The organism is Pseudomonas sp. NPDC087029, assembly GCF_044745345.1.
GTDB lineage: Bacteria > Pseudomonadota > Gammaproteobacteria > Pseudomonadales > Pseudomonadaceae > Aquipseudomonas > Aquipseudomonas faucium.
Map to the genome: position 1 here is coordinate 481,081 of NZ_JBIVAB010000002.1, position 25,422 is coordinate 506,502.

At 64.5% G+C, this 25,422-nt stretch carries 26 protein-coding genes and 1 other RNA gene; 9 read left to right on the forward strand and 18 right to left on the reverse strand.

What is annotated here, in order from left to right; genetic code table 11:
- Positions 1 to 76: 76 nt before the first annotated feature.
- A complete protein-coding gene (locus ACIPG5_RS05555; protein ID WP_176511640.1) occupies positions 77 to 547 on the reverse strand; it encodes an Lrp/AsnC family transcriptional regulator in 471 nt (156 codons plus the stop codon).
- A 126-nt stretch (positions 548 to 673) separates the two neighbouring features.
- On the opposite strand from ACIPG5_RS05555, the gene ACIPG5_RS05560 reads away from it, so the two are divergent.
- The 3 genes from ACIPG5_RS05560 (at position 674) to ACIPG5_RS05570 (ending at position 3,171) form a co-directional block, all read left to right on the forward strand.
- Positions 674 to 991: a hypothetical protein gene (locus tag ACIPG5_RS05560; protein ID WP_401373704.1), complete on the forward strand. Its 318-nt coding sequence runs from the start codon at positions 674 to 676 to the stop codon at positions 989 to 991.
- Between the two features lie 97 nt (positions 992 to 1,088).
- Positions 1,089 to 2,768 carry a GspE/PulE family protein gene (locus tag ACIPG5_RS05565; RefSeq protein ID WP_401373706.1) on the forward strand — a complete coding sequence of 560 codons (1,680 nt, stop codon included), beginning with the start codon at positions 1,089 to 1,091 and terminating at the stop codon, positions 2,766 to 2,768.
- Positions 2,769 to 2,856: 88 nt separating this feature from the next.
- The gene (locus ACIPG5_RS05570; protein ID WP_401373708.1) at positions 2,857 to 3,171 is read left to right on the forward strand and encodes a DUF2388 domain-containing protein; all 315 of its coding nucleotides are present in this window, start codon (positions 2,857 to 2,859) and stop codon (positions 3,169 to 3,171) included.
- Positions 3,172 to 3,177: 6 nt separating this feature from the next.
- Here the strand turns inward: ACIPG5_RS05570 and gcvP are convergent, their stop codons facing one another.
- The 10 genes from gcvP to ACIPG5_RS05620 form a co-directional block, all read right to left on the reverse strand.
- Complete coding sequence (gene gcvP, locus ACIPG5_RS05575) at positions 3,178 to 6,051, reverse strand: aminomethyl-transferring glycine dehydrogenase (protein WP_401373710.1); 2,874 nt, start codon at positions 6,049 to 6,051, stop codon at positions 3,178 to 3,180.
- Between the two features lie 177 nt (positions 6,052 to 6,228).
- Positions 6,229 to 6,612: a glycine cleavage system protein GcvH gene (gcvH, locus tag ACIPG5_RS05580; protein WP_401373712.1), complete on the reverse strand. Its 384-nt coding sequence runs from the start codon at positions 6,610 to 6,612 to the stop codon at positions 6,229 to 6,231.
- 47 nt (positions 6,613 to 6,659) lie between these two features.
- Positions 6,660 to 7,742, reverse strand: a complete 1,083-nt coding sequence (gcvT, locus tag ACIPG5_RS05585) for a glycine cleavage system aminomethyltransferase GcvT (protein WP_401373714.1) — start codon at positions 7,740 to 7,742, stop codon at positions 6,660 to 6,662.
- A gap of 123 nt (positions 7,743 to 7,865) precedes the next feature.
- Positions 7,866 to 9,488 (reverse strand): ABC transporter permease, encoded by a 1,623-nt coding sequence (locus ACIPG5_RS05590; RefSeq protein ID WP_401373761.1) that lies wholly within the window; start codon positions 9,486 to 9,488, stop codon positions 7,866 to 7,868.
- Between the two features lie 123 nt (positions 9,489 to 9,611).
- Complete coding sequence (locus ACIPG5_RS05595) at positions 9,612 to 10,613, reverse strand: extracellular solute-binding protein (protein ID WP_176511633.1); 1,002 nt, start codon at positions 10,611 to 10,613, stop codon at positions 9,612 to 9,614.
- Positions 10,614 to 10,758: 145 nt separating this feature from the next.
- Positions 10,759 to 11,976, reverse strand: coding sequence for a 2-octaprenyl-3-methyl-6-methoxy-1,4-benzoquinol hydroxylase (locus ACIPG5_RS05600; RefSeq protein WP_401373763.1), 1,218 nt, complete (start codon positions 11,974 to 11,976; stop codon positions 10,759 to 10,761).
- A gap of 9 nt (positions 11,977 to 11,985) precedes the next feature.
- Positions 11,986 to 12,468, reverse strand: a complete 483-nt coding sequence (locus ACIPG5_RS05605) for a DUF4442 domain-containing protein (protein WP_176511632.1) — start codon at positions 12,466 to 12,468, stop codon at positions 11,986 to 11,988.
- A complete protein-coding gene (gene ubiH, locus ACIPG5_RS05610) occupies positions 12,465 to 13,664 on the reverse strand; it encodes a 2-octaprenyl-6-methoxyphenyl hydroxylase (RefSeq protein WP_401373716.1) in 1,200 nt (399 codons plus the stop codon). Before ubiH ends, ACIPG5_RS05605 begins: the two co-directional genes overlap by 4 nt.
- Positions 13,661 to 14,995: a Xaa-Pro aminopeptidase gene (gene pepP / locus ACIPG5_RS05615; RefSeq protein ID WP_314616277.1), complete on the reverse strand. Its 1,335-nt coding sequence runs from the start codon at positions 14,993 to 14,995 to the stop codon at positions 13,661 to 13,663. Before pepP ends, ubiH begins: the two co-directional genes overlap by 4 nt.
- A gap of 22 nt (positions 14,996 to 15,017) precedes the next feature.
- Entirely contained in the window at positions 15,018 to 15,572 is a 555-nt protein-coding gene (locus ACIPG5_RS05620) for a YecA family protein (RefSeq protein ID WP_176511629.1), read from the reverse strand.
- A 182-nt stretch (positions 15,573 to 15,754) separates the two neighbouring features.
- Between ACIPG5_RS05620 and ACIPG5_RS05625 the strand changes: the two genes are divergently transcribed.
- From ACIPG5_RS05625 to ACIPG5_RS05640, 4 genes are all read left to right on the forward strand, one after another.
- Positions 15,755 to 15,937, forward strand: coding sequence for a TIGR02449 family protein (locus ACIPG5_RS05625; RefSeq protein ID WP_176511655.1), 183 nt, complete (start codon positions 15,755 to 15,757; stop codon positions 15,935 to 15,937).
- Complete coding sequence (locus tag ACIPG5_RS05630) at positions 15,934 to 16,254, forward strand: cell division protein ZapA (protein WP_236235972.1); 321 nt, start codon at positions 15,934 to 15,936, stop codon at positions 16,252 to 16,254. Before ACIPG5_RS05625 ends, ACIPG5_RS05630 begins: the two co-directional genes overlap by 4 nt.
- 17 nt (positions 16,255 to 16,271) lie before the next feature.
- Positions 16,272 to 16,451: non-coding RNA, 6S RNA (gene ssrS / locus ACIPG5_RS05635), on the forward strand.
- A gap of 55 nt (positions 16,452 to 16,506) precedes the next feature.
- On the forward strand, positions 16,507 to 17,115 hold the full coding sequence (locus ACIPG5_RS05640) for a 5-formyltetrahydrofolate cyclo-ligase (protein WP_401373718.1): 609 nt from the start codon (positions 16,507 to 16,509) through the stop codon (positions 17,113 to 17,115).
- Positions 17,116 to 17,131: 16 nt separating this feature from the next.
- Here ACIPG5_RS05640 and ACIPG5_RS05645 read toward each other — a convergent pair whose 3' ends face one another.
- Positions 17,132 to 17,287, reverse strand: coding sequence for a hypothetical protein (locus ACIPG5_RS05645; RefSeq protein ID WP_176511626.1), 156 nt, complete (start codon positions 17,285 to 17,287; stop codon positions 17,132 to 17,134).
- A 177-nt stretch (positions 17,288 to 17,464) separates the two neighbouring features.
- Between ACIPG5_RS05645 and ACIPG5_RS05650 the strand changes: the two genes are divergently transcribed.
- The gene (locus ACIPG5_RS05650; protein WP_401373721.1) at positions 17,465 to 17,917 is read left to right on the forward strand and encodes an EVE domain-containing protein; all 453 of its coding nucleotides are present in this window, start codon (positions 17,465 to 17,467) and stop codon (positions 17,915 to 17,917) included.
- Positions 17,918 to 18,314: 397 nt separating this feature from the next.
- Here the strand turns inward: ACIPG5_RS05650 and ACIPG5_RS05655 are convergent, their stop codons facing one another.
- Positions 18,315 to 18,719 carry a flagellar basal body-associated protein FliL gene (locus ACIPG5_RS05655; RefSeq protein ID WP_176511624.1) on the reverse strand — a complete coding sequence of 135 codons (405 nt, stop codon included), beginning with the start codon at positions 18,717 to 18,719 and terminating at the stop codon, positions 18,315 to 18,317.
- 156 nt (positions 18,720 to 18,875) lie between these two features.
- Here ACIPG5_RS05655 and ACIPG5_RS05660 point away from each other — a divergent pair, with 156 nt between their 5' ends.
- On the forward strand, positions 18,876 to 19,853 hold the full coding sequence (locus ACIPG5_RS05660; protein WP_176511623.1) for an NADPH:quinone oxidoreductase family protein: 978 nt from the start codon (positions 18,876 to 18,878) through the stop codon (positions 19,851 to 19,853).
- A gap of 86 nt (positions 19,854 to 19,939) precedes the next feature.
- Here the strand turns inward: ACIPG5_RS05660 and ACIPG5_RS05665 are convergent, their stop codons facing one another.
- The 5 genes from ACIPG5_RS05665 to trxA form a co-directional block, all read right to left on the reverse strand.
- Positions 19,940 to 20,590, reverse strand: coding sequence for a gamma-glutamylcyclotransferase (locus tag ACIPG5_RS05665; RefSeq protein WP_176511622.1), 651 nt, complete (start codon positions 20,588 to 20,590; stop codon positions 19,940 to 19,942).
- Positions 20,591 to 20,837: 247 nt separating this feature from the next.
- Complete coding sequence (locus tag ACIPG5_RS05670; protein ID WP_176511621.1) at positions 20,838 to 21,806, reverse strand: CDP-6-deoxy-delta-3,4-glucoseen reductase; 969 nt, start codon at positions 21,804 to 21,806, stop codon at positions 20,838 to 20,840.
- Positions 21,806 to 23,272: a 4-hydroxy-3-polyprenylbenzoate decarboxylase gene (gene ubiD, locus ACIPG5_RS05675; protein ID WP_054902455.1), complete on the reverse strand. Its 1,467-nt coding sequence runs from the start codon at positions 23,270 to 23,272 to the stop codon at positions 21,806 to 21,808. Before ubiD ends, ACIPG5_RS05670 begins: the two co-directional genes overlap by 1 nt.
- Positions 23,273 to 23,395: 123 nt before the next feature.
- Positions 23,396 to 24,655, reverse strand: coding sequence for a transcription termination factor Rho (gene rho, locus ACIPG5_RS05680; protein ID WP_003253661.1), 1,260 nt, complete (start codon positions 24,653 to 24,655; stop codon positions 23,396 to 23,398).
- 227 nt (positions 24,656 to 24,882) lie between these two features.
- On the reverse strand, positions 24,883 to 25,212 hold the full coding sequence (gene trxA / locus ACIPG5_RS05685; RefSeq protein ID WP_009684153.1) for a thioredoxin TrxA: 330 nt from the start codon (positions 25,210 to 25,212) through the stop codon (positions 24,883 to 24,885).
- Between the last annotated feature and the right edge of the window lie 210 nt (positions 25,213 to 25,422).

Consider the following 25,422-nt stretch of genomic DNA (forward strand, 5'->3'; position numbering starts at 1 on the left):
CGGCCTCATCGCCGGCAAGCCGGCTCCCACAGGTACACCACTGAACCCTGTGGGAGCCGGCTTGCCGGCGATGGCTTCAACGCATCAGTGGCAGGCTGGTAGTGGACTTGATTTCCGACAGCGCCACGATCGAATTGACCTCCTGAATCCCCGGCACGTTCGACAGCTTTTCGAAGAAGAACCGCTCATATGCCTCGATGTCCGAGGTGACGATGCGCAGCAGAAAATCCACCGACCCCATCAGCACGTAACACTCCAGCACTTCCGGAAAACCGCGAATCGCCTCGGTGAATTCGGTGAAGTTGGAGCGGCCATGGGCGTTGAGCTTCACCTCGGCGAAAATCTGCGTGTTCAGGCCCACCTTCTTGCGATCGAGCAAGGTCACCTGGCCGCGAATGATCCCCTCCTCCTTCAGCCGTTGAATACGGCGCCAGCAAGGCGATTGCGACAGCCCCACCCGCTCGGCGATCTGGGCGCTGGACAGCGAGGCGTCCTCCTGCAGCAGCTCGAGAATACGCCGGTCGTAGGCGTCCAATTCGCTCAGCATGATCAATCCTCTAAAATTGCAATTTACGAATAGATCTATTCGTGAACTTGGCAAACTCGTCGAATCATAGCGAAAAAATGCCGGGCACAACCTGCAACAATTTCTCCCACCTCAGCGGAGACCAGCATGAACGCACTCGAACGCCCCCAACCGCGCAGCGATGTCTGGGCCGCGCACGCCAGCCACAGCACCGTGCGCTACTGCCTGCAGGCCGAAGCCGAGCCGGACAGCCTGTGCCGCGTGCTCAACCTGTTCGCCCTGCAGTTCCTGACCCCGCACAGCGTGCAGGTCAGCCAGCAGGATGACCTGCTCGACATCGAAATCGGCATCGGCGGGCTGAGCTGGCATCGGGCCGAGGTCATCGCGCAGAAACTGCGCAACCTGGTGTGTGTCGGGGACGTGACCCTGGAGAATCAGGTGCGCATGGAGATGGCGGTGGTCTGAACGGGCCCAGCAAACCTTCGAAACCTATTGCTCGCCCTGCAACCACACTCCCCGGCTAGTCTTGCCCAGGCATTCATCACCTGGCACGGACGCCACCATGCACACCTGCGACGATCACGCCCTCGACCTGGCACAACTGCTCGGAGCCCTGCAGGCTGACCAGCACTTGGCGGCAAGCGACGCCCGCCGGGTACTCGAAGCCGCCACCAGCCATCCAGGCCAGCACCCGCTGGAAACCATCGCCGCGCTGCAGCTGCGGGATATGCGCAATCCCGCCCGCTGCCTGCACCTGGACAGCCTGTGCCAATGGCTCGCCGGCAAGGTCGGCCAGCCCTTCCTGAACATCGACCCGCTGCAGCTCGACCTGGCCCAGGCCAACGGGTTGATATCCCCAGCCTTCGCGCGGCGCCATGGCATCTTCATCGTTGCCAGCGACGCCCACAGCATCACCGTGGCCAGCGCGCAGCCCTACCAGAACCACTGGCAGGCCGACCTTGCCCGCAGCCTCGGCAAGCCGATCGTGCGGGTGTTGGCCAGCCCGTTGCAGCTACGCCAGCTGGGCCAGTCGATGTCGCGCCTGGCCCATTCGGTACAAGGGGCGCAGCTGCAGCAGTCGGCCAGCGTCGGCGAGCTGGAACAGTGGCTGGAGGCGGGCAAGCGCCAGGCCGAAACCGGTGCTGACGACGCCCATATCGTGCACATCGTCGACTGGCTGTTGCAGTACGCGATCACCCAGCGCGCCAGCGACATTCACCTCGAACCCCGGCGCGACCAGGGCCACTTGCGCTACCGCATCGATGGCTTGCTGCATACCGTCTACGCATTCCCGGCAAGCGTCACCCTGGCGCTGGTCAGCCGGCTCAAGCACCTTGGGTGCATGGACGTGGCAGAAAAGCGCCGCCCGCAGGATGGCCGGGCCAAGCGCAGCCTGCCCGGCGGGGCCGAGGTGGAAATACGCCTGTCGAGCCTGCCGACCGCGTTCGGCGAAAAGCTGGTGTTGCGCCTGTACGACCCACAACAGGTGCAGGAAGACTTCGCCCAACTCGGCCTGGAAGGTGAACAGCTGGCCCGCTGGCAGGCGCTGTTGCAGCGGCGCCAGGGCATCCTGCTGGTCACTGGCCCCACCGGCTCCGGCAAGACCAGCACGCTGTACGCCAGCCTCAAGCAACTGGCCACGCCCGAAGTCAACCTGTGCACCATCGAAGACCCGATCGAACGCCTTGAGCCCGCCTTCAACCAGCTGCAGGTACAACCGGCCCTGGGCCTGGGCTTTGCCGAGGGTGCGCGGGCGCTGCTGCGCCAGGATCCGGACATCATCATGATCGGCGAAATCCGCGACCGCGATACCGCCCTGGTAGCGGTGCAGGCAGCGCTGACCGGGCACCTGGTGCTGTCGACGCTGCACACCAACGACAGCTGCAGCGCCATTACCCGCCTGCAAGAGCTTGGTGTGGCCGACTACCTGATAAGGGCCACCCTCGCAGGCGTCATGGCCCAGCGCCTGGTGCGGGTGCTGTGTCGCCAATGCCAGGGCGGCGCATCGAGCGGCAACGGCCAGGCGTGCCAGCTGTGCCGAGGCACCGGCTTCCATGGCCGCACGGGGTTGTACGAGTTGCTGGTACCCAGCGACAACCTGCGTGCACGGATAGGCGCCGATCTGCTCAGCCTGCGACGGATAGCGCTGGATGAAGGGTTGCAGGACCTGCAACGCTGCGGGGAGGCGAAAGTGGCCCGTGGGCTGACCCGCTTCGAGGAGGTTCTGCGGGTCTGTTCCTGAGCAAAAAACCCTTGTATTCAAGGAACTTGCGCCTGTCTCAAAGGATCAAACCGGCAACTTCTACCCTCACCCTCCGAGGTGTTTCAACATGCGTCTCAAAACCGCCATCGCAGCCGTTGCTCTGCTTTCGTTGCCTGTGAGCAGCGCAATGGCCGATACCTTCTGGCGTAACGTGCTCTCCTCCGGCGCTACCACTGCATCGACCTACCTGACCTCGCGCGATCACAAGCTGGTGCTCGCCGCGCAGGACGATGCAGGCAGCTTCGTCGCCAGTGAAGGTGCGATTCGCGGGCCGTTCCTGGAGTCGGCCATCCGCCAGGTGCGGGCCGAGAACCCTGGCATGCAGGCCTCCGACATGGAACTGGCCAACGCCATCCTGGCCAAGAACGCTGTCGCCGAGTAACCCCGTTCAGCGATAAGCCTCCACCGGCACGCACGCGCAGAACAGGTTCCTGTCGCCATACACGTTATCCACCCGGTTCACCGCCGGCCAGTACTTGTGCTGGCGCACGTGAGCGCTGGGCGCTACCGCCTGCTCCAGGCTGTAGGGCCGACTCCACGGCGCCAGCACGTCGGCCAGGGTATGCGGGGCGTGCTTGAGCGGGTTGTCCTCTGCCGGCCAGCTGCCGTCCTGCACCTGGTCGATCTCCGCACGGATCGCCAGCATCGCCTCGATGAAGCGATCCAGTTCCGCCTTCGACTCGCTTTCAGTGGGCTCGACCATCAGCGTGCCCGGCACCGGGAACGACATGGTCGGGGCATGGAAGCCGTAGTCCATCAGGCGCTTGGCAACATCCTCCTCGGTGATACCGGTCTGCGCCTTGAGCGGCCTCAGGTCGAGAATGCATTCGTGTGCCACGCGCTGGTTGCGGCCGCGGTACAACACCGGGAAGGCGCCGCCGAGCTGGCTGGCCAGGTAGTTGGCCGAGAGGATCGCCACCTCGCTGGCATCGGCCAGTTGCGGGCCCATCATGGCGATGTACATCCAGCTGATCGGCAAGATGCTCGCGCTGCCCCAGGGCGCGGCACTGACCGCGCTGTTGTTCGGGTCAAGGCCGGGTACCGGCACCACCGGGTGGCTGGCCACGAAGGGTTTCAGGTGGGCACGGATGCCGATCGGGCCCATGCCGGGGCCGCCACCGCCGTGGGGGATGCAGAAGGTCTTGTGCAGGTTCATGTGGGAAACGTCGGCGCCGATATCGGCTGGCCGCGCCAGCCCGACCTGGGCGTTGAGGTTGGCGCCGTCCATGTACACCTGGCCGCCATGCTGGTGCACGACGTCGCAGATTTCCCGGATGCCCTCCTCGTACACGCCATGGGTCGAGGGGTAGGTGACCATCAGGCAGGACAACCTGTCCCCCGCGGCCTGCGCCTTGGCCTTGAGGTCGCCGAGGTCGACATTGCCGTCATCGTCGCATTCGACGATCACCACCTCCATGCCAGCCATCTGCGCCGACGCGGGGTTGGTGCCGTGGGCCGATGACGGGATCAGGCACAAGGTGCGCTGGGGCTGGTGGCGGCTGCGGTGATAACGGGTGATCGCCATCAGCCCGGCGTATTCGCCCTGGGCACCGGAATTGGGCTGCATGCAGATGGCGTCGAAACCGGTAATGGCGCACAACCAGCTTTCCAGCTCGTCGATCATCGCCTTGTAGCCGGTGGCCTGGGCTGCGGGCGCGAAGGGGTGAAGCTGGGCGAAGGCCGGCCAGGTAATGGGGATCATCTCGCTGCTGGCATTGAGTTTCATGGTGCAGGAGCCCAGCGGGATCATCGACTGGTTCAGCGCCAGGTCCTTGTTCTCCAGTTGCTTGAGGTAGCGCAGCATCTCGGTTTCGCTGTGGTGCAGGTTGAACACCGGGTGCGCCAGGAACGGCGTGCGCCGCACCAGTGCGGCAGGGATGCCCTCGGGCAGTGCCTGCTGGTCGAGCGTGGCGATGTCCAGGCCATGGTCGACGCCCAGGAAGATGTCGAGCAGCTTCAGTACCGTGTGCTCGGTGCAGGTTTCGTCGAGGCTGACGCCCAGGTGGCCGCGGCCCAGGATGCGCAAGTTGATGTGCGCCGCTTCCGCGCTTTCGATGATCGCCGCCTGGGCGCCGCCGACGTCCAGGGTCAGGGTGTCGAAGAAGTGCTGGTTGAGGCGCTTGAGGCCCTTGGCCTCGAGGCCCGCGGCCAGCACGAAGGTCAGCCGGTGCACGCGCTGGGCGATGCGCTGCAGGCCCTCGGGGCCGTGGTACACGGCGTAGAAGCCGGCCATATTGGCCAGCAGGACCTGGGCCGTGCAGATGTTGGAGTTGGCCTTTTCGCGGCGGATATGCTGCTCGCGGGTCTGCAGCGCCATGCGCAGCGCGGTGTTGCCACGGGCATCGCGCGACACGCCGATGATGCGCCCGGGCATGGCCCGCTTGTAGTCGTCGCGGCAGGCGAAATAGGCCGCATGCGGGCCTCCGTAGCCCATCGGCACGCCAAAGCGCTGGGTCGAGCCCAGCACCACATCGGCGCCGAGCTCCCCGGGGGGCGTCAGCACCACCAGGCTCAGCAGGTCGGCGGCCACGCAGGCTACCGCGTGCTGGCCATGCAGCTGGTCGATCAGCGGTCGCAGGTCGCGCACCTCGCCATGGGTGTCGGGGTATTGCAGCAAGGCGCCGAACACCTGGTGCTGGGCGAGGTTATCCACAGCATCGACGATCAGCTCGAAGCCGAACCCTTCCGCACGGGTGCGCAGCACCGACAGGGTCTGCGGGTGGCAATGTTCATCGGCGAAGAATGCATTGCTCTTGTTGCGTGCCACGCGCTTGGCCAGGGCCATGGCTTCGGCGGCAGCGGTGGCTTCATCGAGCAACGAGGCGTTGGCCAGGGGCAGGCCGGTGAGGTCGATGACCATCTGCTGGAAGTTCAGCAGCGCCTCCAGCCGGCCTTGGGCGATTTCTGGTTGATAGGGCGTGTAGGCGGTGTACCAGCCGGGGTTTTCCAGCACGTTGCGCAAGATGACGGTGGGGGTGACGGTGCCGTGGTAACCCATGCCGATCAGGCTGGTCCAGACCTGGTTCTGCGCGGCGTAGCTGGCGAGCTTGGCCAGCGCGGCCTGTTCGTCCAGGGCGGGCGGCAGGTCGAGGGCGCGGTTGAAGCGGATGCCCGGTGGCACGGTCTGCTCGATCAACGCGTTGCGGCTGTCGAGGCCGAGGGCCGCAAGCATGGCCTGCTGCTCCGAGGCATCGGGCCCCAGGTGGCGGCGCAGGAAAGGGTTGAGCTCTTGCAGTTGATGCAGGGATGGCGACTGGGACATGACGACGCTCTCTTCCTAGACCAAGTCTCATGGAGACTTATAAGTCTAGGAAGGATTGCCGAGCGTGCGGGAAAACTTGCTTGGGTAGTACTGGCCTCATCGCGGCTGAAGCCGCTCCTACAGGTAATCGACCGGCTTGTAGGAGCGGCTTCAGCCGCGATGGGGGGCGCTGCGGTCTTACTCGCCGATTGCGGCTTTGTAACCCGCCGCATCCAGCAGCTTGTCCAGCTGGGCCTTGTCGCTCGGCTTCAGCTTGAAGATCCACGCGCTGTAAGGCTCTTCGTTGAGCAGCTCAGGGCTGTCGGCCAGCGCCTCGTTGACCGCGATCACTTCGCCACCGACCGGGGCATAGATATCGGAAGCCGCCTTGACCGACTCGACCACACCAGCCGCTTCGCCAGCTGCGAACACCTTGCCGACCTCGGCCAGTTCGACGAACACCACGTCACCCAGGGCTTCCTGGGCATGGTCGCTGATGCCCACGGTGACGCTGCCGTCAGACTCCAGGCGCGCCCACTCGTGGCTTTCGGCAAAACGCAGATCGGCGGGGATATTGCTCATGTCTTGAATTCCTCGTTTGGGTCAGCGGTTCGGCCCGCCGTTAATTGTCAGATCAGAATCTTGCCGTGGCGCACGAAGGTGGGCTTGACCACCCGCACCGGGTACCACTTGCCGCGAATTTCCACCTCGGCACGGTCACCGGTGGCCATGGGCACGCGTGCCAGGGCAATGGACTTGCTCAGCGTAGGAGAGAAACTACCACTGGTGATCTCCCCTTCGCCAATGCCGGCAACGCGAACCACCTGATGGGCACGCAGAACACCGCGCTCTTCCAGCACCAGGCCAACCAGTTTGTCCTGCACGCCACGCTCGATTTCCGCCAGCAGTCCGGCACGCCCGATGAAGTCGCGCTCGGCAGGTTCCCAGGCGATGCTCCAGCCCAGGTTGGAGGTGAGCGGGGTGTGGCTTTCGTCGATGTCCTGGCCGTACAGGTTCATGCCGGCCTCCAGGCGCAGGGTGTCGCGGGCGCCGAGGCCGCTGGGGGCGATACCGGCGCCGACCAGGTCGTTGTAGAAGGTGACGGCTTCCTGGCCGGGCAGGATGATTTCCAGGCCGTCTTCGCCGGTATAGCCGGTGCGGGCAATGAACCACTCGCCGTCGGCGATGCCTTCGAACGGGCGCAGCTCACGAATCAGCGCGGCGCGCGAGGCGCTGAGCAACGCGGCGACCTTCTCACGTGCCTGCGGGCCCTGGATGGCCAGGATGGCCAGGTCCGGGCGCACCTCGAACTCGACCGAGAACCCGCCCTGCTGGGCCTTGAGCCAGGCCAGCACCTTGGCGCGGGTAGCGGCGTTGGTGACCAGGCGATAGCCGGCTTCGGTGCGGTAGGCGATCAGGTCGTCGATGACCCCGCCCTCTTCATTGAGCAGCGGGCTGTACAGCGCCTTGCCGACAGCGTCGAGCCGCGCGACATCGTTGGCCAGCAATCGCTGCAGCCAAGCGGTGGCATCAGGGCCACCGACGTCGATCACGGTCATGTGGGAAACATCGAAGATCCCGCAGTCGCTGCGCACCTGATGGTGCTCCTCGACCTGCGAGCCATAGTGCAGGGGCATGTCCCAGCCACCGAAATCGACCGTCTTGGCGCCAAGCGCCAGGTGCAAGTCGTACAAGAGCGTGCGCTGTCCCATGGGTTTCTCCTTCCGGGCGTGGCGAAGCGGCAGCGGTCGATGACGTTTAATCGTCAGCTCTTCTTGTAGGACCCGCCGCGCGAATGCCGCGCATTGTAGCCGCAAGGGCGCGGGCTGGCATCCTCAGTGACTGTGACCGGGGCGACGAGCGGAACGGCGAATCAGCCCGATGACTGGCAACAGGCCCACCAGCACCAGCGTCAGCGCGGGCAGCGAGGCCCGCGCCCACTCGCCTTCGCTGGTCATCTCGAAGACTCTGACCGCCAAGGTATCCCAGCCGAACGGCCGCATCAGCAGGGTGGCGGGCATCTCCTTGAGCACGTCCACGAACACCAGCAGCGCTGCGCTCAAGGCACCCGGCACCAGCAGCGGCAGATACACCTTGAAAAACAATCTCGCGCCACCGACGCCCAGGCTGCGCGAGGCCTCGGGCAGCGACGGGCGGATGCGCTCCAGGCTGCTTTCCAGCGGCCCGTAGGCGACCGCGATGAAACGCACCAGATAGGCCAGCAACAGGGCTGCCAGGCTCCCCAGCAGCAGCGGTTTGCCGGCCCCGCCCAGCCAGGTGGAAAGGGGGATCACCAGGTGATTGTCGAGGTAGCTGAAGGCCAGCATGATCGACACCGCCAGCACCGAGCCCGGCAAGGCGTAGCCGAGGTTGGCCAGGCCAACGCCGGCACGTATGGCGCCAGTCGGCGCCTGGCGCCGGGCGAAGGCTAGCAGCAAGGCCACGCACACGGTGATCAGCGCGGCCATGGCGCCCAGGTACAGCGTGTGCAACACCAGGCCGATGTAGCGTTCGTCCAGGTCGTGCCGCCCGCGCTGCCAGAACCACGCCAGCAACTGCAGCAACGGGATGACGAAGGCGCAGGCGAACACCAGCAGGCACCAGCCGCTGGCAAGCAGCGCCTTGACCCCGCGCAGGTGGTACAGCGCCTGCCCGCGAGGCCGCTCGTTGCCACTGCGGGCCGCGCCGCGTGCACGGCGCTCGCCATACAGCACCAGCATCACCGCCAACAGCAGCAGGCTGGCGAGCTGGGCAGCGCTGGACAGGCTGAAGAAGCCGTACCAAGTCTTGTAGATGGCGGTGGTGAAGGTGTCGAAGTTGAACACCGCCACCGCGCCGAAATCGGCCAGGGTTTCCATCAGGGCCAGGGCAATGCCTGCGCCGATGGCCGGCCGCGCCATGGGCAAGGCCACTCGCCAGAATGCCTGCAACGGCGACAGCCCCAGCACCCGCGCCGCTTCCATCAGGCCCTTGCCCTGGGCCAGGAACGCCGTGCGTGCGAGTAGGTAGACGTAGGGGTAGAACACCAGCACCAGCACCGTGATCACGCCACCGGTGGAGCGCACCCGCGGCAGGCGCATGGGCCCGAACACTTCGCGCAGGGCGCTTTGCACGGGGCCGGAGAAGTCGAGCAGGCCGACGAAGACGAAGGCCAGCACGTAGGCGGGGATCGCGAACGGCAGCATCAACGCCCAGTCCAGCCAGCGCCTTCCGGGGAACTCGCAGAGGCTGGTGAGCCAGGCCAGGCTCACGCCGAGCACCGTTACGCCCACGCCCACGCCCACCACCAGGGTCAGGGTGTTGCCGAGCAGGCGGCTCATCTGGGTGTCGAGCAGGTGCGACCAGATCTGCAGGTCGACCGATTGCCAGGCCAGCAGCAGGACGCTCAGGGGCAGCAGCACCAGCGCGGCGATCAAGGAGACCGGGAGGTACCAGCGGCGTTGGGGGGTGTGGGGCAAGGCTCGAATCTCGGTGATGATGGCGACCGCTTTGCGGTCGATCGCGGGCAAGCCCGCTCCTACAGGGAGCGGGCTTGCCCGCGATAGGGCCCTTGCAGGCCCCGCAAGGATAAAGCCTGGCGCTTAGTTCCAGCCAGCCCGATCCATCAGGCGAATGGCCTCGGCCTGGCGCTTGCCAGCCACTTCGACCGGAATGCTGTCGGCCTTGAAGCTACCCCAGGCCGCCACTTCTTCCGAAGGCTTGACCTTCGGGTTGGCCGGGAACTCCTGGTTGATGTCGGCAAACAGCTTCTGCGCCTTCTCGCCAGTCATCCATTCCACCAGCTGCTTGGCCGCTTCCGGGTGCGGTGCATGCTTGGTCAGGCCGATGCCCGAGAGGTTGACGTGCACGCCACGGTCGCCCTGGTTGGGCCAGAAGATCTTCACCGGCAGGTTGGGGTTCTGGTTGTGCAGGCGGCCGTAGTAGTAGGTGTTGACCACCCCCACGTCACACTGGCCCGCCTCGATCGCCTTGATCACGGCGTTGTCGTCGGAGAACACATCGGTGGACAGGTTGTTGACCCAGCCCTTGACGATCTGCTCGGCCTTGGCCTCGCCGTGGTTCTCGATCAGCGTGGCGGTCAGCGACTGGTTGTAGACCTTCTTCGCCGTGCGCAGGCACAGGCGGCCTTCCCACTGCTTGTCGGCCAGGGCTTCGTAGGTGGTCAGCTCTTCGGGTTTGACCCGCTCGGTGGAGTAGATGATGGTGCGCGCACGCAGGCTCAGGCCGGTCCAGTCATGGGAGGAGGCGCGGTACTGCGGGGGGATGTTCTGGTCGATGATGTCCGACTTGATCGGCTGCAGGATGCCCATCTGCTCGGCCTGCCAGAGGTTGCCGGCATCGACGGTGAGCAACAGGTCGGCCACCCCGTTCTCGCCCTCGGCCTTGATGCGCTGCATCAGCGGGGCTTCCTTGTCGGTGATGAACTTGACCTTGACCCCGGTTTCCTTGGTGTAGGCGTCGAACACGGGCTTGATCAGCTCGTCGATGCGCGAGGAGTACACCACCACTTCATCCGCTGCCTGGGCGGTGCCGCCGAACAAAGTCAGGGCCAGGGCGGCCAGTAGGGGCTTGCGTGGCAACATGGAAAGCACTCCTCGGATCGTATGAGAGGCGCAAATGGTAGTGAATCCCATTTTCCTGCTCACCTACCTAGCAGTTACCGGATGTTGCAAGGGACTGCCTTGCAGCCCAATCGCCGGCAAGCCGGCTCCCACAGGCCCGACAACCTCAAGCCTTGGCCAGATCTGGCAGATCCCCTGAAAGCCCCAGCGCCTGCCGCACGAACAGCGCCTTTGCCTCGGGCATCTGCTCCACCAGCTTCAACCCGCTGTTGCGCAACCAGCGCAACGGCAGCGGATTAGCCTGGAACAACCGCTCGAAGCCTTCCATCGCGGCCATCAGCGCCAGGTTGTGCGGCATGCGCCGGCGCTCGTAACGGCTGAGCACCTTCACATCCGCCAGGCGCTCGCCGCGCTCGCAGGCATTGACCAGCACCTCGGCCAGCACAGCGGCATCGAGAAAGCCCAGATTGACGCCCTGGCCCGCCAGCGGGTGGATGGTGTGCGCGGCATCGCCGATCAGCGCCAGCCCCTCATCCACGTAGCGCTTGGCGTGGCGCTGGCGCAGCGGCACGCACACCCTCGGGTCAGCCTCCAGCACTTCGCCCAGGCGCCCTTCGAAGGCGCGCTCCAGGGCCTTGCGGAAGGCCTCGTCAGGCAGCGCCATGAGCTGCTCGGCCTGCTCCGGGGTGGTCGACCAGACGATCGAGCACCAGTCCTGCCGGCCATCACGCAACAGCGGCAGGAATGCCAGCGGCCCTTCGTCCGTGAAACGCTGCCAGGCCGTGGCCTGGTGCGCGGCGCTGCAGCGCACGCTGGTGACGATGGCGTGGTGCAGGTAATCCCACTCGCGGGTTTCGCAGCCGGCCAGGCGGCGCACGGCGGAATTGGCGCCGTCGGCAGCCACCACCAGCGGCGCGCGCAGGCGGCGGCCGTCGGCCAGGGTCAGTAGCCACTCGTCGCCCGAGCGGCGCAACTGCTCCAGCCGGGCATTGGCCAGCAGGCCGATGTCGCTGTCGTGCAGGCGCTCCAGCAGGCCGTCCTGCACCACGCGGTTCTCGACGATGTGGCCGAGCACCTGGGCGTGTACGCTGGCAGCCGAGAAATGAATCTGCCCGGTGCCGCTGCCGTCCCACACATGCATGTCGGTGTACGGCGCGGCGCGGCGCTTGACGATGCCTTCCCAGGCGCCCAGGCGCTCGAGGATGCGCTGGCTGGCGGCCGACAGGGCACTGACCCGCGGCTCGAACGGCGCCTGTTCATCGAACGGCTTGACCGAGAGCGGGCCGCCGTCGAGCAGGAGAATTTCCAGGCCGCTGTGGCGCAACGCCAGGGCCAGGGCGCTGCCGACCATACCGGCACCGACAATCAACACATCTGCGCGCATTTCCATGCCTTACGCCAGCCTCGCTTGCGGCTTGAGCCGCACGTATAGGGTTTTATCGACCCGCGCCACCAGCTCGCCGGCAGCGTCGCGGATATCGACCTGCAGACGGGGCAGGTACTTCTTGCCGCTGGCGGTCTGCTGGCGGATCTCGTCCAGCAGCGCGTCATCGACGTGGAATTCGGCATACACCGGGCCCTTGCCCGGGGCGATGAAATCGATGCTGGCGGCCTTGTCCCAGACGATGTACTCGCGGCCCAGTTGCTCGATCAGCAACAGCATGTAGAACGGGTCGACCATTGAGTACAGGCTGCCGCCGAACTGGGTGCCGACGTAGTTGCGGTTCCAGCGCGTGAGCTTCATGCACACCTTGACGCTGCGCATGTCCGGGCTGATGTGCTGGATGCGGATGCCGGCGCCGAGGTAGGGCGGGTAAAGGTTCAGCAGCCAGCGCAACATGCGCGCCCGGCGCGCCAGCTTGCGCGGGTTGCTCATGCCTGGCCTCGCGGATCGGGGCGGGTGCCCAGGCCCATGGCCTGGCGGGCGAACCAGCTTTTTGCCGGGGGCAGCAGGTCGAGCCCGAGCAGGCCGATGTTGCGCCCGGCGGCCAGCAACGGCTGGTTGCTGCCGAACAGGCGGGTGACCTGGTCGGAGAAGCCGATGGTCATGGCCTGGTCGAGGCGCTGGCGCTGGTGGTAGACCTGCAAGGTGGCCAAGTCGCCCGGCTGCTGCGGGCCGGCCAGCAGCGCATCGGCCAGCGACTGCACATCGCGCAGCGACAGGTTGAAGCCCTGCCCGGCAATCGGGTGCAGGCTGTGCGCGGCATTGCCGAGCACCACCAGGTGCGGGCGCACCTGCTCCTGCGCCTCGACCAGCGCCAGCGGATAGAGATGCCGGGCACCCACCTGGCGCAGCGCGCCAAGGCGGTAGCCGAAGGCATCCTGCAGCTCGCGCAGGAAGCTGCGTTCGTCGATTTCCGCCAGGCGCCTGGCGTCCATCCCCTGCCGGGTCCAGACCAGCGCGCAGCGGTTTTCCGGCAGCGGCAGCAGGGCCATCGGGCCTTGCTCGGTGAAGCGTTCGAAGGCTTGGCCGCGATGGGCTTCGCCCGGGGTGATGTTGGCGATCAGCGCGCTCTGCTCATAGGGCGTGCGGCGCACATGGATGCCCAGTTGCTCGCGCAGGCCAGAGCGACCGCCATCGGCCAGCACCGCCAGGTCGCATTCGAGCAGGGTGTCGTCTTCCAGCTGCAACCGGTAGCCACCGTCGATGGCCTGCATCGCCCTGACTTCGGCCGGGCAACGCCAGCTCACCACTTCGCGGTCCAGGCCTTGCCACAGGCACTGGCCGAGCCAGGCATTCTCGACCACATAGCCGAGCGCGGGCACGCCCTCTTCCTGGGCATCCAGCCGCGTGGCGCCAAAGCGGCCACGGTCGGACACATGAATCTGCTGGATCGGCTCGGCCCGTGGGCTGATGGCCTGCCACAGGCCAAGCTGCTGGTAGATCTGCCGGGTGCCGAACGACAGCGCTGAGGAACGCGCGTCGTAGCTCGGCTGGAAGCTGTCGCCGGGCGCGAAGGGCTCGATCAGCACGATCTTCCAGCCCCGCGCCTTGGCCCCTGCCTGCAGCGCCAGGGCCAGGCTCGCGCCCACCAGGCCGCCGCCAATGATCGCCAGGTTGACCCGACTCATGCCGCGTCCTTGCGCGCAGCCTGCATCAGCGCCTCGATCTCGGCGACCGTGCTGGGCACGCCCGATGTCAGAATTTCACAACCTTGCCTGGTGACCACCACGTCGTCCTCGATCCTGATGCCGATGCCGCGCCATTTCTTCGCGACATTCTGGTTGTCGGCGGCAATGTAGATGCCTGGCTCGACGGTCAATGCCATGCCCGGTTCCAGCACGCGCCACTGGCCGCCGACCTTGTATTCGCCGACATCGTGCACGTCCATGCCCAGCCAGTGTCCGGCACGGTGCATGTAGAAGGCCCGGTAGGCCTCGTTGTCGATCAGTGCCTGCACCTCGCCCTTGAGCAGCCCCAGTTCTACCAGGCCGGCGGTGATGACCCGCACGGTCGCCTCGTGGGCGTGGTTCCAGTGCTTGCCCGGGGCGATCTCGGCGAAGGCGGCGTGCTGGGCCTTGAGCACCAGCTCGTAGATGGCCTTCTGCTCTGGCGAAAAACGCCCGCTGACCGGGAAGGTGCGGGTGATGTCGCTGGCATAGCAGTCGATCTCGCAGCCGGCATCGATCAGCACCAGGTCGCCATCCTTGAGCGGGGCGTCGTTTTCCTGGTAATGCAGGATGCAGCCATTACGCCCGGCGGCCACGATGGAGCCATAGGCCGGCATCTTCGCCCCGCCCTTGCGGAACTCGTAGTCCAGCTCGGCTTCCAGGCTGTACTCGTGCAGCCCGGCCCGGCATGCCTGCATGGCCCGCACATGGGCCCGCGCGGAAATCGCCGCGGCAGCGCGCATCACCTTCACTTCCGCCGCCGATTTATACAGGCGCATGTCGTGCAGCAGGTGATCCAGCGCAACGAACTCGTTCGGCGGCTGGGCGCCGAGGCGGGCCTTGGAGCGGATCACGTTGATCCAGTCCATCAGCCGGCGGTCGAACTCGGCGTTGCTGCCCATGGCGCTGTAGACCCGCTCGCGGCCCTCGATCAGGCCGGGCAGGATTTCGTCGATGTCGGTGATCGGGAAGGCATCGTCCGCGCCAAAGTCACGGATCGCGCCTTCCTGCCCGGCACGCAGGCCGTCCCATTGCTCGCGCTCGGGGTTGCGCTCGCGGCAGAACAGCACGTACTCGCCATGCTCACGGCCCGGGATCAGCGCAATCACAGCCTCAGGCTCGGGGAAGCCGCTGAGGTACTGGAAGTCGCTGTCCTGGCGGTACACGTGCTCGACATCGCGGTTGCGGATGGCGACCGCGGCAGCCGGCAGGATGGCAATGCTGTTGGGGACCATCTGCGCCATCAGCGCCTTGCGCCGACGGGCATACTCGGCCTTGGGTATGTGGCTCATGGGCAGAACTACCCCCGGTTGATCAGTGCAGCGATGGTTTTGGCGCAGGCGCGGCAGGTGCGGCCAGTTCCGTGTACAGCAGCAGCGGCGCGACGCGCAGGTACTCCATGACTTCCATGTAGTCGCTCTCGCCGTCTTCGGACTCTTCCAGCGCTTCCTGGACTTGGGAAATGGCCACCAGGTCCTGGAGCACTTCCTTGGCATCGGTGGACAGGTCCTTGCCGCCGGCGTTCAGCCCGAAGCCGGCGATGAAGCCCTGGCACCACTGGCCCAGCGCGGTGGCGCGCTCGGTGAGCGAGGTTTCGTCGCCTGGCAGCAGCAGGACGATGGCGATGTCTTCGCCGGTGAGCTCGGCCTTGACCATCTCCTGCAGGCCGATCAGGGCGGCGCGCACGGAGTCTTCGGGCTCGTTCTCCAGCACGCCGGCGGCGTCGGCCAGCCAGGCGTCGGCATCGAAGCCGGCGCCGGCGCAGCTACGGCCAATCAGCAGGCCATGCAGCTCGGCAGGGGAAACAGGGTGGCCGTTGCTCGAGAGCAGCGCGGCGAATGCGGTGTAGGGCGATTGGGTATTAGGCATGGTCGGCTAGGCGCCAGACGGCGCATTTGACTAGAATGAAGACCTTGTATCCTAGCATCGGCAGGCGCGCCAAGACCATCGGCACTGGCCGTCGCCGTACAGGGAGAGGCATCATCGCCGGGTGATTCAATGACGGAGCGAATCGAGTGCAACCCACGCAAGAGAACGACCTGCAAGCGCTGATGAGCCGGTTCGAGTTGCTGATCGCACGTGTCGAGCAACTAAAACGGCAAAATGCACTCCTAGTAGCTCAGGAAAAATCCTGGCGCGAGGAACGCGCCCACCTCATCGAAAAGAACGAAATCGCCAAGCGCAAGGTCGAGTCGATGATTTTACGCCTGAAGGCCCTGGAGCAAGACTCATGAGTTCAAGCAATAGCGTCACCGTGCAGATCCTCGACAAGGAATACTCGATCATCTGTCCACCGGAAGAGCGCAACAACCTGGTCAGCGCCGCACGCTATCTGGACGGCAAGATGCGCGAGATCCGCAGCAGCGGCAAGGTGATCGGCGCCGACCGCATCGCCGTGATGGCCGCGCTGAACATCACCCACGAGATGCTGCACCGCCAGGAAGATCGCAACGATGCGCCGGTGGGCAGCACCAACCGCGAACAGGTCCGCGACCTGCTCGATCGCGTCGACAAGGCTTTGTCCGACGATGCGGATACCAAAATCGGCTGAGATTGGTATACTGGCGCGACTCCCTGGGGGATGCGCCAGTCGGTTATGTCCCTGAGCCGATACGCACAACCACGGGGGTTGCACGCTGGGGCCGGTGTGCATGTCCGCCCGACGGAAAGCCTTAACGCCCCCTGCAATCTCCACCTTGAACTTTCGGGTTCAAGGGCTACACCGATAGCGGTCTTATCGGGGAGCCTGATTCCTTTGCCTGCAGGCTCTGCAGGCAACCCGACACCTGGGACAGCCAGTGCCATGACCGAAACTGCGCCGCTCACCCGCCCCCAGCTTCGTCGTCTGCTTCGCAATGCCCGCCGCGCGCTCACGCCTGCCCAACAGCAGCAGGCTGCCGCGGGCCTGTATCGCCAGCTGGCCCAGCACCCGCTGTTCCGCCGCGCCCGCCACATCGCCCTGTACCTGCCCAACGACGGTGAAATCGACCCGCAATGGCTGCTGCGCGAAGCCCAGCGCCGGGGCAAGCGCACCTACCTGCCAGTGCTGCATGCCTGGCCGCGCACACGCATGGTGTTCCAGCGCTTCGAACAGGGCGAAAAGCTCAAGCGCAACCGCTTTCGCATCCCCGAACCTTTCACTGACCGCAAGCGCCAGCGCCCAGTCTGGTCACTGGACCTGATCCTGCTGCCGTTGGTCGGCTTCGATGAAGTGGGCGGGCGGCTGGGCATGGGCGGTGGCTTCTACGACCGCAGCCTGGCTTACCAGGCGCGCCGCAAGGCGTGGAAGAAACCGTTGCTGCTGGGGCTGGCGCATGAATGCCAGAAGGTCGAACGGCTGGCTCAGGCCAGTTGGGATGTACCGTTGCAGGGCACGGTCTCGGACCGTGGCTGGTACCTGGCGCCGAACTGAGCGGCGCCCACGGGGGCTAGCGTTTGGCTTGGGCCTGGCCGGCGTCGACCGGCGCCTGGTAGGCAGTGTCGAGCTTGCGCTCCCAGATGCCTTGGGCATAACCGGTGGTGACCACACCCAGACCAAAAATGAAGACCAGGATCCACAGCAGATCCGGTTTGCGTTGGTTCATCGAATAATGCCCCCCTAGGCACTGTTCAGGCTCGGCGACCTTCTTGGTGTCGCCGGAGCGTCTAGCTTTAAAATCGGCGCATTTTCCGACAACCTGAGTCGACACGCAAACGTTGACGCCAACCGGCTGTCGGTTTCGTGCAACAGGTTATTTCAAACCTTTTCAGGAGCAGCATCCATGGCCTATTGGCTGATGAAATCCGAGCCCGACGAACTGTCGATCGAGGGGCTGGGCCGCCTGGGCGAAGCGCGCTGGGATGGCGTGCGCAACTACCAGGCACGCAATTTCCTACGGGCCATGAGCGTAGGCGACGAGTTCTTTTTCTACCACTCCAGTTGCCCACAACCTGGCATTGCCGGTATTGCCCGCATCACCACGGCGGCTTACCCCGACCCAACCGCGCTGGACCCGGAAAGCCACTACCACGACGCCAAGGCCAGCGCCGAAAAAAACCCCTGGAGCGCGGTGGACGTGGCGCACGTGAAGACGTTCAGGCAGGTGCTGGGGCTGGGCCTGCTCAAGCAGCAGAGTGCGTTGGCGGAACTGCCGCTGGTGCAGAAAGGCACGCGCTTGTCGGTGATGCCGGTGACTGAAGAGCAGTGGGCGGCGATCATTGCTTTAACGCGGTGATCCATACCTCAGCACTCACGTGGACTGAAAAGACAAAGGGCGCCTTGCGGCGCCCTACTCACAGACAGGTTGGCTTGTCATCGCCTTGCACCTGCCCGGCTCTGTAATTGCTGGCATGGCCAGGATCCGCAGAGTCTCACAAGCCCTTTTCAGGAACCCACCCAGTATGGTGCATCAACTGCACCAGTGGCAACGGCCCGCTCTATTGCTGAATGTGTGAGTCCAAGTGCGAAGCAAACAGCAGCTTGAACAGCGGCGAAATGCTCCAACTGCAGGGTAGGTACGAGATACTCTCGCCCACAATCTAGCGTGCAAGCCGCGTCGAAACTTGGAATCTGGCAAGCCTACCGAAGAGATAGAAAGCTCCTACGCTGAAACCGCCTCAAACTGGCCAATATCACTGCACAATCAGGTTATTGAACAGCAAATCCTCGACGATCGGCTTGCCCTCCTCCGACTCAAGCACCTGCTGCACCTGCTTCAACGCTTCCTGGCGCAGCTTTTCCTTGGCATCGACGTTGCTCAGGTTATCCACACTCTGCTGGGCAAACAGCGCCACCAGCTGGTTGCGGATCAGCGGCTCGTGGTGTTTCACCGCCGCCGCCGCGGCATCGCCGGTCACGCGCAGGGCCACGTCTGCCTTGTACACGCGCAGCTTGGGGCCGCCATCGAGGGCGTAGTTGCCAACGAAGGGCGGGCTCAGGCTGATGTAGGAAACCTTGGGGGCTCCCTCGCTGGCTTCTTCGGCCATGGCCGCCGCTGGCAGCATCAGGGCCAGCACCATCAAGATCCACGCTTTCACGAATTTGCTCCTCAACACGATTGGCGCCAGCTTACCCAGCACACCACTGAAACCCAAGCCCAGGCTTATGCCGGCCCATCAGGGCCGGGCATGCTCGTTGACCGGGCAGGCGGCCCTCCTACACTTATCGGCCACTACCCGCAAAGGAATAGGCCGATGAAAGCTGTGCTGTGCAAAACCCTGGGTCCGGCCCGCGACCTGGTACTGGAAGAGGTGGCCAGCCCGGTGCCGAAAAAGAACGAGATCCTGCTCGATGTGCAGGCGGCCGGGGTCAACTTCCCCGACACCTTGATCATCGAAGGCAAATACCAATTCCAGCCACCGCTGCCGTTTTCCCCAGGCGGCGAGGCTGCCGGGGTCATCGCTGCGGTCGGGGAAAAGGCCGGCGCGTTCAAGGTCGGTGACCGGGTAATGGCCCTGACCGGCTGGGGGGCGTTTGCCGAACAGGTGGCGGTGCCGCACTACAACGTGCTGCCAATCCCCCAAAGCATGGATTTCACCACCGCCGCCGCGTTCGGCATGACCTACGGCACCTCGATGCACGCACTCAAGCAGCGCGGCCAGCTGCAGCCCGGTGAAACCCTGCTGGTGCTGGGCGCATCCGGCGGTGTTGGCCTGGCGGCGGTGGAAATCGGCAAGGCCATGGGCGCCAAGGTGATCGCTGCCGCCAGCAGCGCAGAAAAGCTTGCCGTGGCCAAGGCCGCAGGCGCCGATGAACTGATCGACTACAGCCAGGCCAGCCTCAAGGACGAAATCAAGCGCCTGACCGGCGGCCAGGGTGTGGACGTGATCTACGACCCGGTGGGTGGCGAGCTGTTCGACCAGGCCGTGCGCGGGCTGGCCTGGAACGGGCGGTTGCTGGTGGTGGGGTTCGCCAGCGGAACGATCCCGCAGATGGCGGCAAACCTGGTGCTGCTCAAGGGCGCTGCGGTGCTCGGGGTGTTCTGGGGCGCCTTTGCCCAACGCCAGCCGCAGGATAACGCGGACAACTTCAAGCAGCTGTTCGCCTGGCATGCCGAGGGCAAGCTCAAGCCGCTGGTATCGAAGACTTATCCACTGGCTGAGGCGGGGGCAGCAATCGAACAGCTGGGGCAGCGCAAGGCTGTGGGTAAGTTGGTGGTGCTGGCCAGGTAAGGCTACTGGCCGAGGGTTTTCAGGCAGGCCCTATCGCCGGCAAGCCGGCTCCCACAGGGCCGGCGATGGGGCTGCCACAGGCTGGGTCAAACCTCGCGCAAGTTATGGCAACGCCGAAACCGCGCTTCGAGGTTGCGGTCTGGCATCTGGTGCGTGCGCAAGGCGTTCAGCGTCTGCTCGACGTAATCACGCGTGGTGCCATAGCGCCCCTTGGCACTGGCCAGGATCTGGCTGAGCAAGGTATCCGGCAGGTTGCCGGCATAGCATGGCAAATGCCGCTCCAGCACGAAGCCCAGGGCCTGCACGCGGCTGCCATCATCCAGGCGACAGCTGAGCCAATGCGGCCGATAGGCCGGGTACGGCATCTCCCGCTGCCACAGCGCCATCAGCGAGTCGTTGAGGTTGCTTTCATCGAGGCGGTAGGCAAACCCGCTGCAGGAGCCGCCACGGTCCAGCCCGAACACCAGCCCTGGTGTTTCCGGCGTGCCGCGGTGTTCGTGCGACCACAAGTAAAGCCCACGGTGGTAACCATGCACCCGCGCCCGCTGACGCTCCACCGAATTGCATTCCGGGCGCCAGATCAGCGATCCATAGGCAAACAGCCACACGGGGCCGCCCTGATGCCGCGACATGGTCGACTGCATGGAAGTGAACAGTTGCTCGTGAGTCAGTTGTTGGCCGAAGTCGAGCGTGGGAGGGTATGAAACTTTCCAGGATGAACTTTCAAGTGCCGACATAAGCTGCCGCCATTATTCCCTGTGAACTACCTATGGTGCGGAGAACCGCCGCGTGGCGGGGCTTGCGCCGTCACTGCGGGGTACATGCAATTACCATAGGATACAAACACGCCAGCACTCAAGCCCTGCGGGCAATGTTTCACGCAGACTTCCGACGATTGGAACGCAGTGTTGCAAGTTACGCGATAGTTATGGGCCAAGGCGGTAACAATTACCGCCTTATACCCACTAAGCAGAACTTAGGTTATTAACCGCGTGGCGCGTAGGCAAACACATCGGCGCGCATGCGGTGCGCATCCATGCCTGCTTCCACCAGCGCATCGAGGGTGGCGTAGACCATGTTCGGCGAGCCACTGGCATAGACATGAACGGCATTGAGGTCTTCGACGTCCTCGCACACCGCCTCGTGAAGCAGCCCGCAACGGCCTTCCCAGCCACACAAGTCGCTGACCACCTTGTGCAGGAACAGGTTCGGCAGGCGCTGCCACTGGTCCCAGTGCTCGATGGTGTAGAAGTCCTCGGGGCGGCGCACGCCCCAGTACAGGTGCACCGGGTGCTTGAAGCCCTGGGCGCGGCAGTGCTCGACTAGGCTGTGCATCTGCCCCATGCCCGTGCCGGCGGCGATCAACACCAGCGGCCCATCGGGCAATTCGGCCAGGTGCGCGTCACCAAACGGCATTTCGATGCGGGCCATGCCGTTGCGCTGCAACTGAGCCAGCAGTTGCTGGGCACTGTCTTCACGGCCCAGCACATGCAGCTCCAGGTCTCGCCCGCCATGGGGCGCCGAGGCCAGGGAGAAGGCGGCCGGCTTGCCGCCCTCGCGCTCGATCATCAGGTACTGCCCGGCATGGTAGCGCGGCGGTTTGCCGGCAGGCGCGCGCAAGCGCACGCGCCAGACATCGCCACCGACCTCGACGCACTCGGTCACCGTGCAAGCGAGCTTGCGCACCGGCAGCTCGCCCAGGGCCAGCACACCATCCCAGAGCAAGACGCAGTCCTCCAGCGGTTCGGCAATACAGGTAAACAGCTCGCCATGATCGCGCACTTCACCGTCCTGACGAACCCGGCCTTCGACCAACAACGCGGCGCAGACATGGCAGTTGCCATTGCGACAGCTGCTCGGGCATTCATAGCCCAGCCGCCGCGCACCTTCCAGGATCCGTTCCCCGGGCTCGAGCGCCAGCACCGCCCCGGACGGCTGCAACGTTACCTGCATCAATCTATTCCCAACTGATCCCACAGCTCATCGATACGGCGGGTGACGGCCTCGTCCTTGACGATGACCCGGCCCCATTCGCGTGTAGTCTCGCCCGGCCACTTGTGCGTGGCGTCCAGGCCCATCTTCGACCCCAGCCCCGACACCGGCGACGCGAAGTCCAGGTAGTCGATCGGCGTGTTGTCGATCATCACCGTATCACGCTTGGGGTCCATGCGCGTGGTGATGGCCCAGATCACATCGTTCCAGTCGCGGGCGTTGATGTCGTCGTCGGTCACGATAACGAACTTGGTGTACATGAACTGTCGCAGGAACGACCACACACCCAGCATCACGCGCTTGGCGTGGCCCGGGTACTGCTTTTTCATGGTCACCACCGCCATGCGGTAGGAGCAGCCTTCCGGCGGCAGGTAGAAGTCGACGATTTCCGGGAACTGCTTCTGCAGGATCGGCACGAACACTTCGTTCAGCGCCACGCCGAGAATCGCCGGCTCATCAGGCGGGCGGCCGGTGTAGGTGCTGTGGTAGATCGGTTTCTGCCGATGGGTGATGCGCTCGACGGTGAACACCGGGAAGCTGTCCACTTCGTTGTAGTAACCGGTGTGGTCGCCGTAAGGGCCTTCCGGTGCCATCTCGCCCGGGTGGATCACGCCTTCGAGGATGATTTCAGCGGTAGCAGGCACCTGCAGATTGCTGCCGCGGCACTTGACCAGCTCGGTGCGGTTGCCGCGCAACAAGCCGGCGAAGGCGTATTCGGACAGGGTATCGGGCACCGGCGTCACGGCGCCGAGGATGGTGGCAGGGTCAGCGCCCAGGGCCACGGCGACCGGGAACGGCTGGCCCGGGTGCTTCTCGCACCACTCGCGGTAATCCAGCGCGCCGCCACGGTGGCTGAGCCAACGCATGATGACCTTGTTGCGGCCGATCACCTGCTGGCGGTAGATGCCCAGGTTCTGGCGGTCCTTGTTCGGCCCGCGGGTGACGGTCAGGCCCCAGGTGATCAACGGCGCCACGTCGCCCGGCCAGCAGTGCTGGATCGGCAACTGGCCAAGGTCGACGTCATCGCCTTCGACCACGACCTCCTGACACACCGCATCCTTGACCACCTTGGGCGCCATCGACACGACTTTCTTGAAGATCGGCAGCTTGGACCAGGCGTCCTTGAGGCCTTTCGGCGGCTCGGGCTCTTTCAGGAAGGCCAGCAGCTTGCCGATCTCGCGCAATTCATCGACCGACTCGGCGCCCATGCCCATGGCCACCCGCTCCGGGGTGCCAAACAGGTTGCCCAGCACTGGAATGTCGAAGCCCGTGGGCTTTTCGAACAGCAATGCCGGGCCTTTGGCGCGCAGGGTGCGGTCGCAGACCTCGGTCATTTCCAGAACGGGGGAAATCGGAACCTGGATGCGCTTGAGTTCGCCGCGCTGCTCCAGGCCACGGATGAAGTCGCGCAAATCGCGATACTGCATGCATGTGCCTCGTGTTGGCCGTATCGGTCGGGCTGCAGAGTGTAGCGCCGAACGGGCCGCAATAGCCAAAGTACAGATAGCAGAAAGCCGGGTTTCCCCGGCCTTTTGCGTGGTTCGACGATCTTACTTGCGCTTCATCGACAGGAAGAACTCGTCGTTGGTCTTGGTCTGCTTGAGCTTGTCGACCAGGAACTCGATGGCGGCGATTTCGTCCATCGGGTGCAGCAGCTTGCGCAGGATCCACATGCGCTGCAGTTCGTCGTCGGCCGTCAGCAACTCTTCGCGGCGGGTGCCGGAGCGGTTGATGTTGATGGCCGGGAACACGCGCTTCTCGGCGATGCGACGGTCCAGGGGCAGCTCCATGTTGCCGGTACCCTTGAACTCTTCGTAGATCACTTCGTCCATCTTCGAGCCGGTTTCGACCAGCGCGGTGGCGATGATGGTCAGCGAACCGCCTTCCTCGATGTTACGCGCGGCGCCGAAGAAGCGCTTCGGCTTCTCCAGGGCGTGGGCGTCGACACCACCGGTCAGCACCTTGCCGGAGCTCGGGATCACGGTGTTGTAGGCACGTGCCAGGCGGGTGATCGAGTCGAGCAGGATGACCACGTCCTTCTTGTGCTCGACCAGGCGCTTGGCCTTCTCGATGACCATCTCGGCAACCTGCACGTGGCGGGTCGGCGGCTCGTCGAAGGTGGAGGCAACCACTTCACCGCGCACGGTGCGCTGCATTTCGGTCACTTCTTCCGGGCGCTCGTCGATCAGCAGGACGATCAGGTGGCACTCGGGGTTGTTACGGGTGATGTTCGCCGCGATGTTCTGCAGCATGATGGTCTTGCCCGCTTTTGGCGGGGCGACGATCAGGCCGCGCTGGCCTTTGCCGATCGGGGCGCACAGGTCGATGACGCGGCCGGTCAGGTCTTCGGTGGAACCGTTGCCGGCTTCCATCTTCAGGCGCTTGTTCGGGAACAGCGGCGTCAGGTTTTCGAACAGGATCTTGTTCTTCGCGTTTTCCGGGCGATCGAAGTTGATCGTGTCGACCTTCAGCAGGGCGAAGTAACGCTCCCCTTCCTTTGGCGGGCGGATCTTGCCGACGATGGTGTCGCCGGTACGCAGGTTGAAACGGCGGATCTGGCTTGGCGAGACGTAGATATCGTCGGGGCCGGCCAGGTAGGACGCATCAGCCGAACGCAGGAAACCGAAACCATCCTGGAGAATCTCCAGCACGCCGTCACCCGAGATCTCTTCGCCGCTTTTCGCGTGCTTCTTCAGCAGGGCGAAAATCACGTCCTGTTTGCGCGAACGGGCCATGTTTTCGATGCCCATCTGTTCGGCCATTTCCAGCAGATCGGTAATCGGCTTTTGCTTGAGTTCAGTCAGGTTCATAAGGGGAGTGACGTAATCATGTATGAAGGGAGGATTAAGCTAATGGCTTAATGAAGCCGCGCCGCTAGAAGGCGATAGGATCGCGCACAGATTCTAATTAGGAGTGCGTCGGCGACGGCGTGCAGGGGGCACTGGAGAAGCAGTGCGAGGCCGAATGTAACACTTGCTTTTTTCGACGTCTAGTGGGTTGAAAAAGAAAAGCCCCGCATTTGCGGGGCTTATTCACATCACAGGTGGGCGTCGAGGAACGCGGCCAGCTGCGACTTCGACAGCGCACCGACCTTGGTGGCTTCGACGTTGCCGTTCTTGAACAGCATCAGCGTCGGGATGCCACGCACACCGTGCTTGGCCGGGGTTTCCTGGTTGTCGTCGATGTTCAGCTTGGCGACGGTCAGTTTGCCCTCGTAGGTGGAAGCGATGTCGTCCAGGACTGGCGCGATCATCTTGCATGGGCCGCACCATTCAGCCCAGTAATCAACCAGCACCGGGCCTTGGGCTTGCAGGACTTCGGCCTCGAAGGTGGCGTCGGTGACGTGTTTGATCAGATCGCTGCTCATGGATATCTCCAGGGTCGTAAGCAAAAAACGTGGCCCATCATAGCCGGACCCTGACGCAACAGGAAGTCACGGACGATTGACTGTAACTATAGTTGTGCAAGACGCCGCGAATCGAAACCGTCACACAAGTGTCATAGCATCGAATGGCACATTGCCTTGCATCAACCCTTGGCGTGCCGCGCGTTGGCGACAGCCAAGTATCGTGGCAGG

What these genes read in the sequence shown, in the direction of transcription:
- ACIPG5_RS05555 (WP_176511640.1), bottom strand. Translation starts at nt 547, where the DNA reads ATGCTGAGCGAATTGGACGCCTACGACCGGCGTATTCTCGAGCTGCTG.
- ACIPG5_RS05560 (WP_401373704.1), top strand. Translation starts at nt 674, where the DNA reads ATGAACGCACTCGAACGCCCCCAACCGCGCAGCGATGTCTGGGCCGCG.
- ACIPG5_RS05565 (WP_401373706.1), top strand. Translation starts at nt 1,089, where the DNA reads ATGCACACCTGCGACGATCACGCCCTCGACCTGGCACAACTGCTCGGA.
- ACIPG5_RS05570 (WP_401373708.1), top strand. Translation starts at nt 2,857, where the DNA reads ATGCGTCTCAAAACCGCCATCGCAGCCGTTGCTCTGCTTTCGTTGCCT.
- gcvP (WP_401373710.1), bottom strand. Translation starts at nt 6,051, where the DNA reads ATGTCCCAGTCGCCATCCCTGCATCAACTGCAAGAGCTCAACCCTTTC.
- gcvH (WP_401373712.1), bottom strand. Translation starts at nt 6,612, where the DNA reads ATGAGCAATATCCCCGCCGATCTGCGTTTTGCCGAAAGCCACGAGTGG.
- gcvT (WP_401373714.1), bottom strand. Translation starts at nt 7,742, where the DNA reads ATGGGACAGCGCACGCTCTTGTACGACTTGCACCTGGCGCTTGGCGCC.
- ACIPG5_RS05595 (WP_176511633.1), bottom strand. Translation starts at nt 10,613, where the DNA reads ATGTTGCCACGCAAGCCCCTACTGGCCGCCCTGGCCCTGACTTTGTTC.
- ACIPG5_RS05600 (WP_401373763.1), bottom strand. Translation starts at nt 11,976, where the DNA reads ATGCGCGCAGATGTGTTGATTGTCGGTGCCGGTATGGTCGGCAGCGCC.
- ACIPG5_RS05605 (WP_176511632.1), bottom strand. Translation starts at nt 12,468, where the DNA reads ATGAGCAACCCGCGCAAGCTGGCGCGCCGGGCGCGCATGTTGCGCTGG.
- ubiH (WP_401373716.1), bottom strand. Translation starts at nt 13,664, where the DNA reads ATGAGTCGGGTCAACCTGGCGATCATTGGCGGCGGCCTGGTGGGCGCG.
- pepP (WP_314616277.1), bottom strand. Translation starts at nt 14,995, where the DNA reads ATGAGCCACATACCCAAGGCCGAGTATGCCCGTCGGCGCAAGGCGCTG.
- ACIPG5_RS05620 (WP_176511629.1), bottom strand. Translation starts at nt 15,572, where the DNA reads ATGCCTAATACCCAATCGCCCTACACCGCATTCGCCGCGCTGCTCTCG.
- ACIPG5_RS05625 (WP_176511655.1), top strand. Translation starts at nt 15,755, where the DNA reads ATGAGCCGGTTCGAGTTGCTGATCGCACGTGTCGAGCAACTAAAACGG.
- ACIPG5_RS05630 (WP_236235972.1), top strand. Translation starts at nt 15,934, where the DNA reads ATGAGTTCAAGCAATAGCGTCACCGTGCAGATCCTCGACAAGGAATAC.
- ACIPG5_RS05640 (WP_401373718.1), top strand. Translation starts at nt 16,507, where the DNA reads ATGACCGAAACTGCGCCGCTCACCCGCCCCCAGCTTCGTCGTCTGCTT.
- ACIPG5_RS05645 (WP_176511626.1), bottom strand. Translation starts at nt 17,287, where the DNA reads ATGAACCAACGCAAACCGGATCTGCTGTGGATCCTGGTCTTCATTTTT.
- ACIPG5_RS05650 (WP_401373721.1), top strand. Translation starts at nt 17,465, where the DNA reads ATGGCCTATTGGCTGATGAAATCCGAGCCCGACGAACTGTCGATCGAG.
- ACIPG5_RS05660 (WP_176511623.1), top strand. Translation starts at nt 18,876, where the DNA reads ATGAAAGCTGTGCTGTGCAAAACCCTGGGTCCGGCCCGCGACCTGGTA.
- ACIPG5_RS05665 (WP_176511622.1), bottom strand. Translation starts at nt 20,590, where the DNA reads ATGTCGGCACTTGAAAGTTCATCCTGGAAAGTTTCATACCCTCCCACG.
- ACIPG5_RS05670 (WP_176511621.1), bottom strand. Translation starts at nt 21,806, where the DNA reads ATGCAGGTAACGTTGCAGCCGTCCGGGGCGGTGCTGGCGCTCGAGCCC.
- ubiD (WP_054902455.1), bottom strand. Translation starts at nt 23,272, where the DNA reads ATGCAGTATCGCGATTTGCGCGACTTCATCCGTGGCCTGGAGCAGCGC.
- rho (WP_003253661.1), bottom strand. Translation starts at nt 24,655, where the DNA reads ATGAACCTGACTGAACTCAAGCAAAAGCCGATTACCGATCTGCTGGAA.
- trxA (WP_009684153.1), bottom strand. Translation starts at nt 25,212, where the DNA reads ATGAGCAGCGATCTGATCAAACACGTCACCGACGCCACCTTCGAGGCC.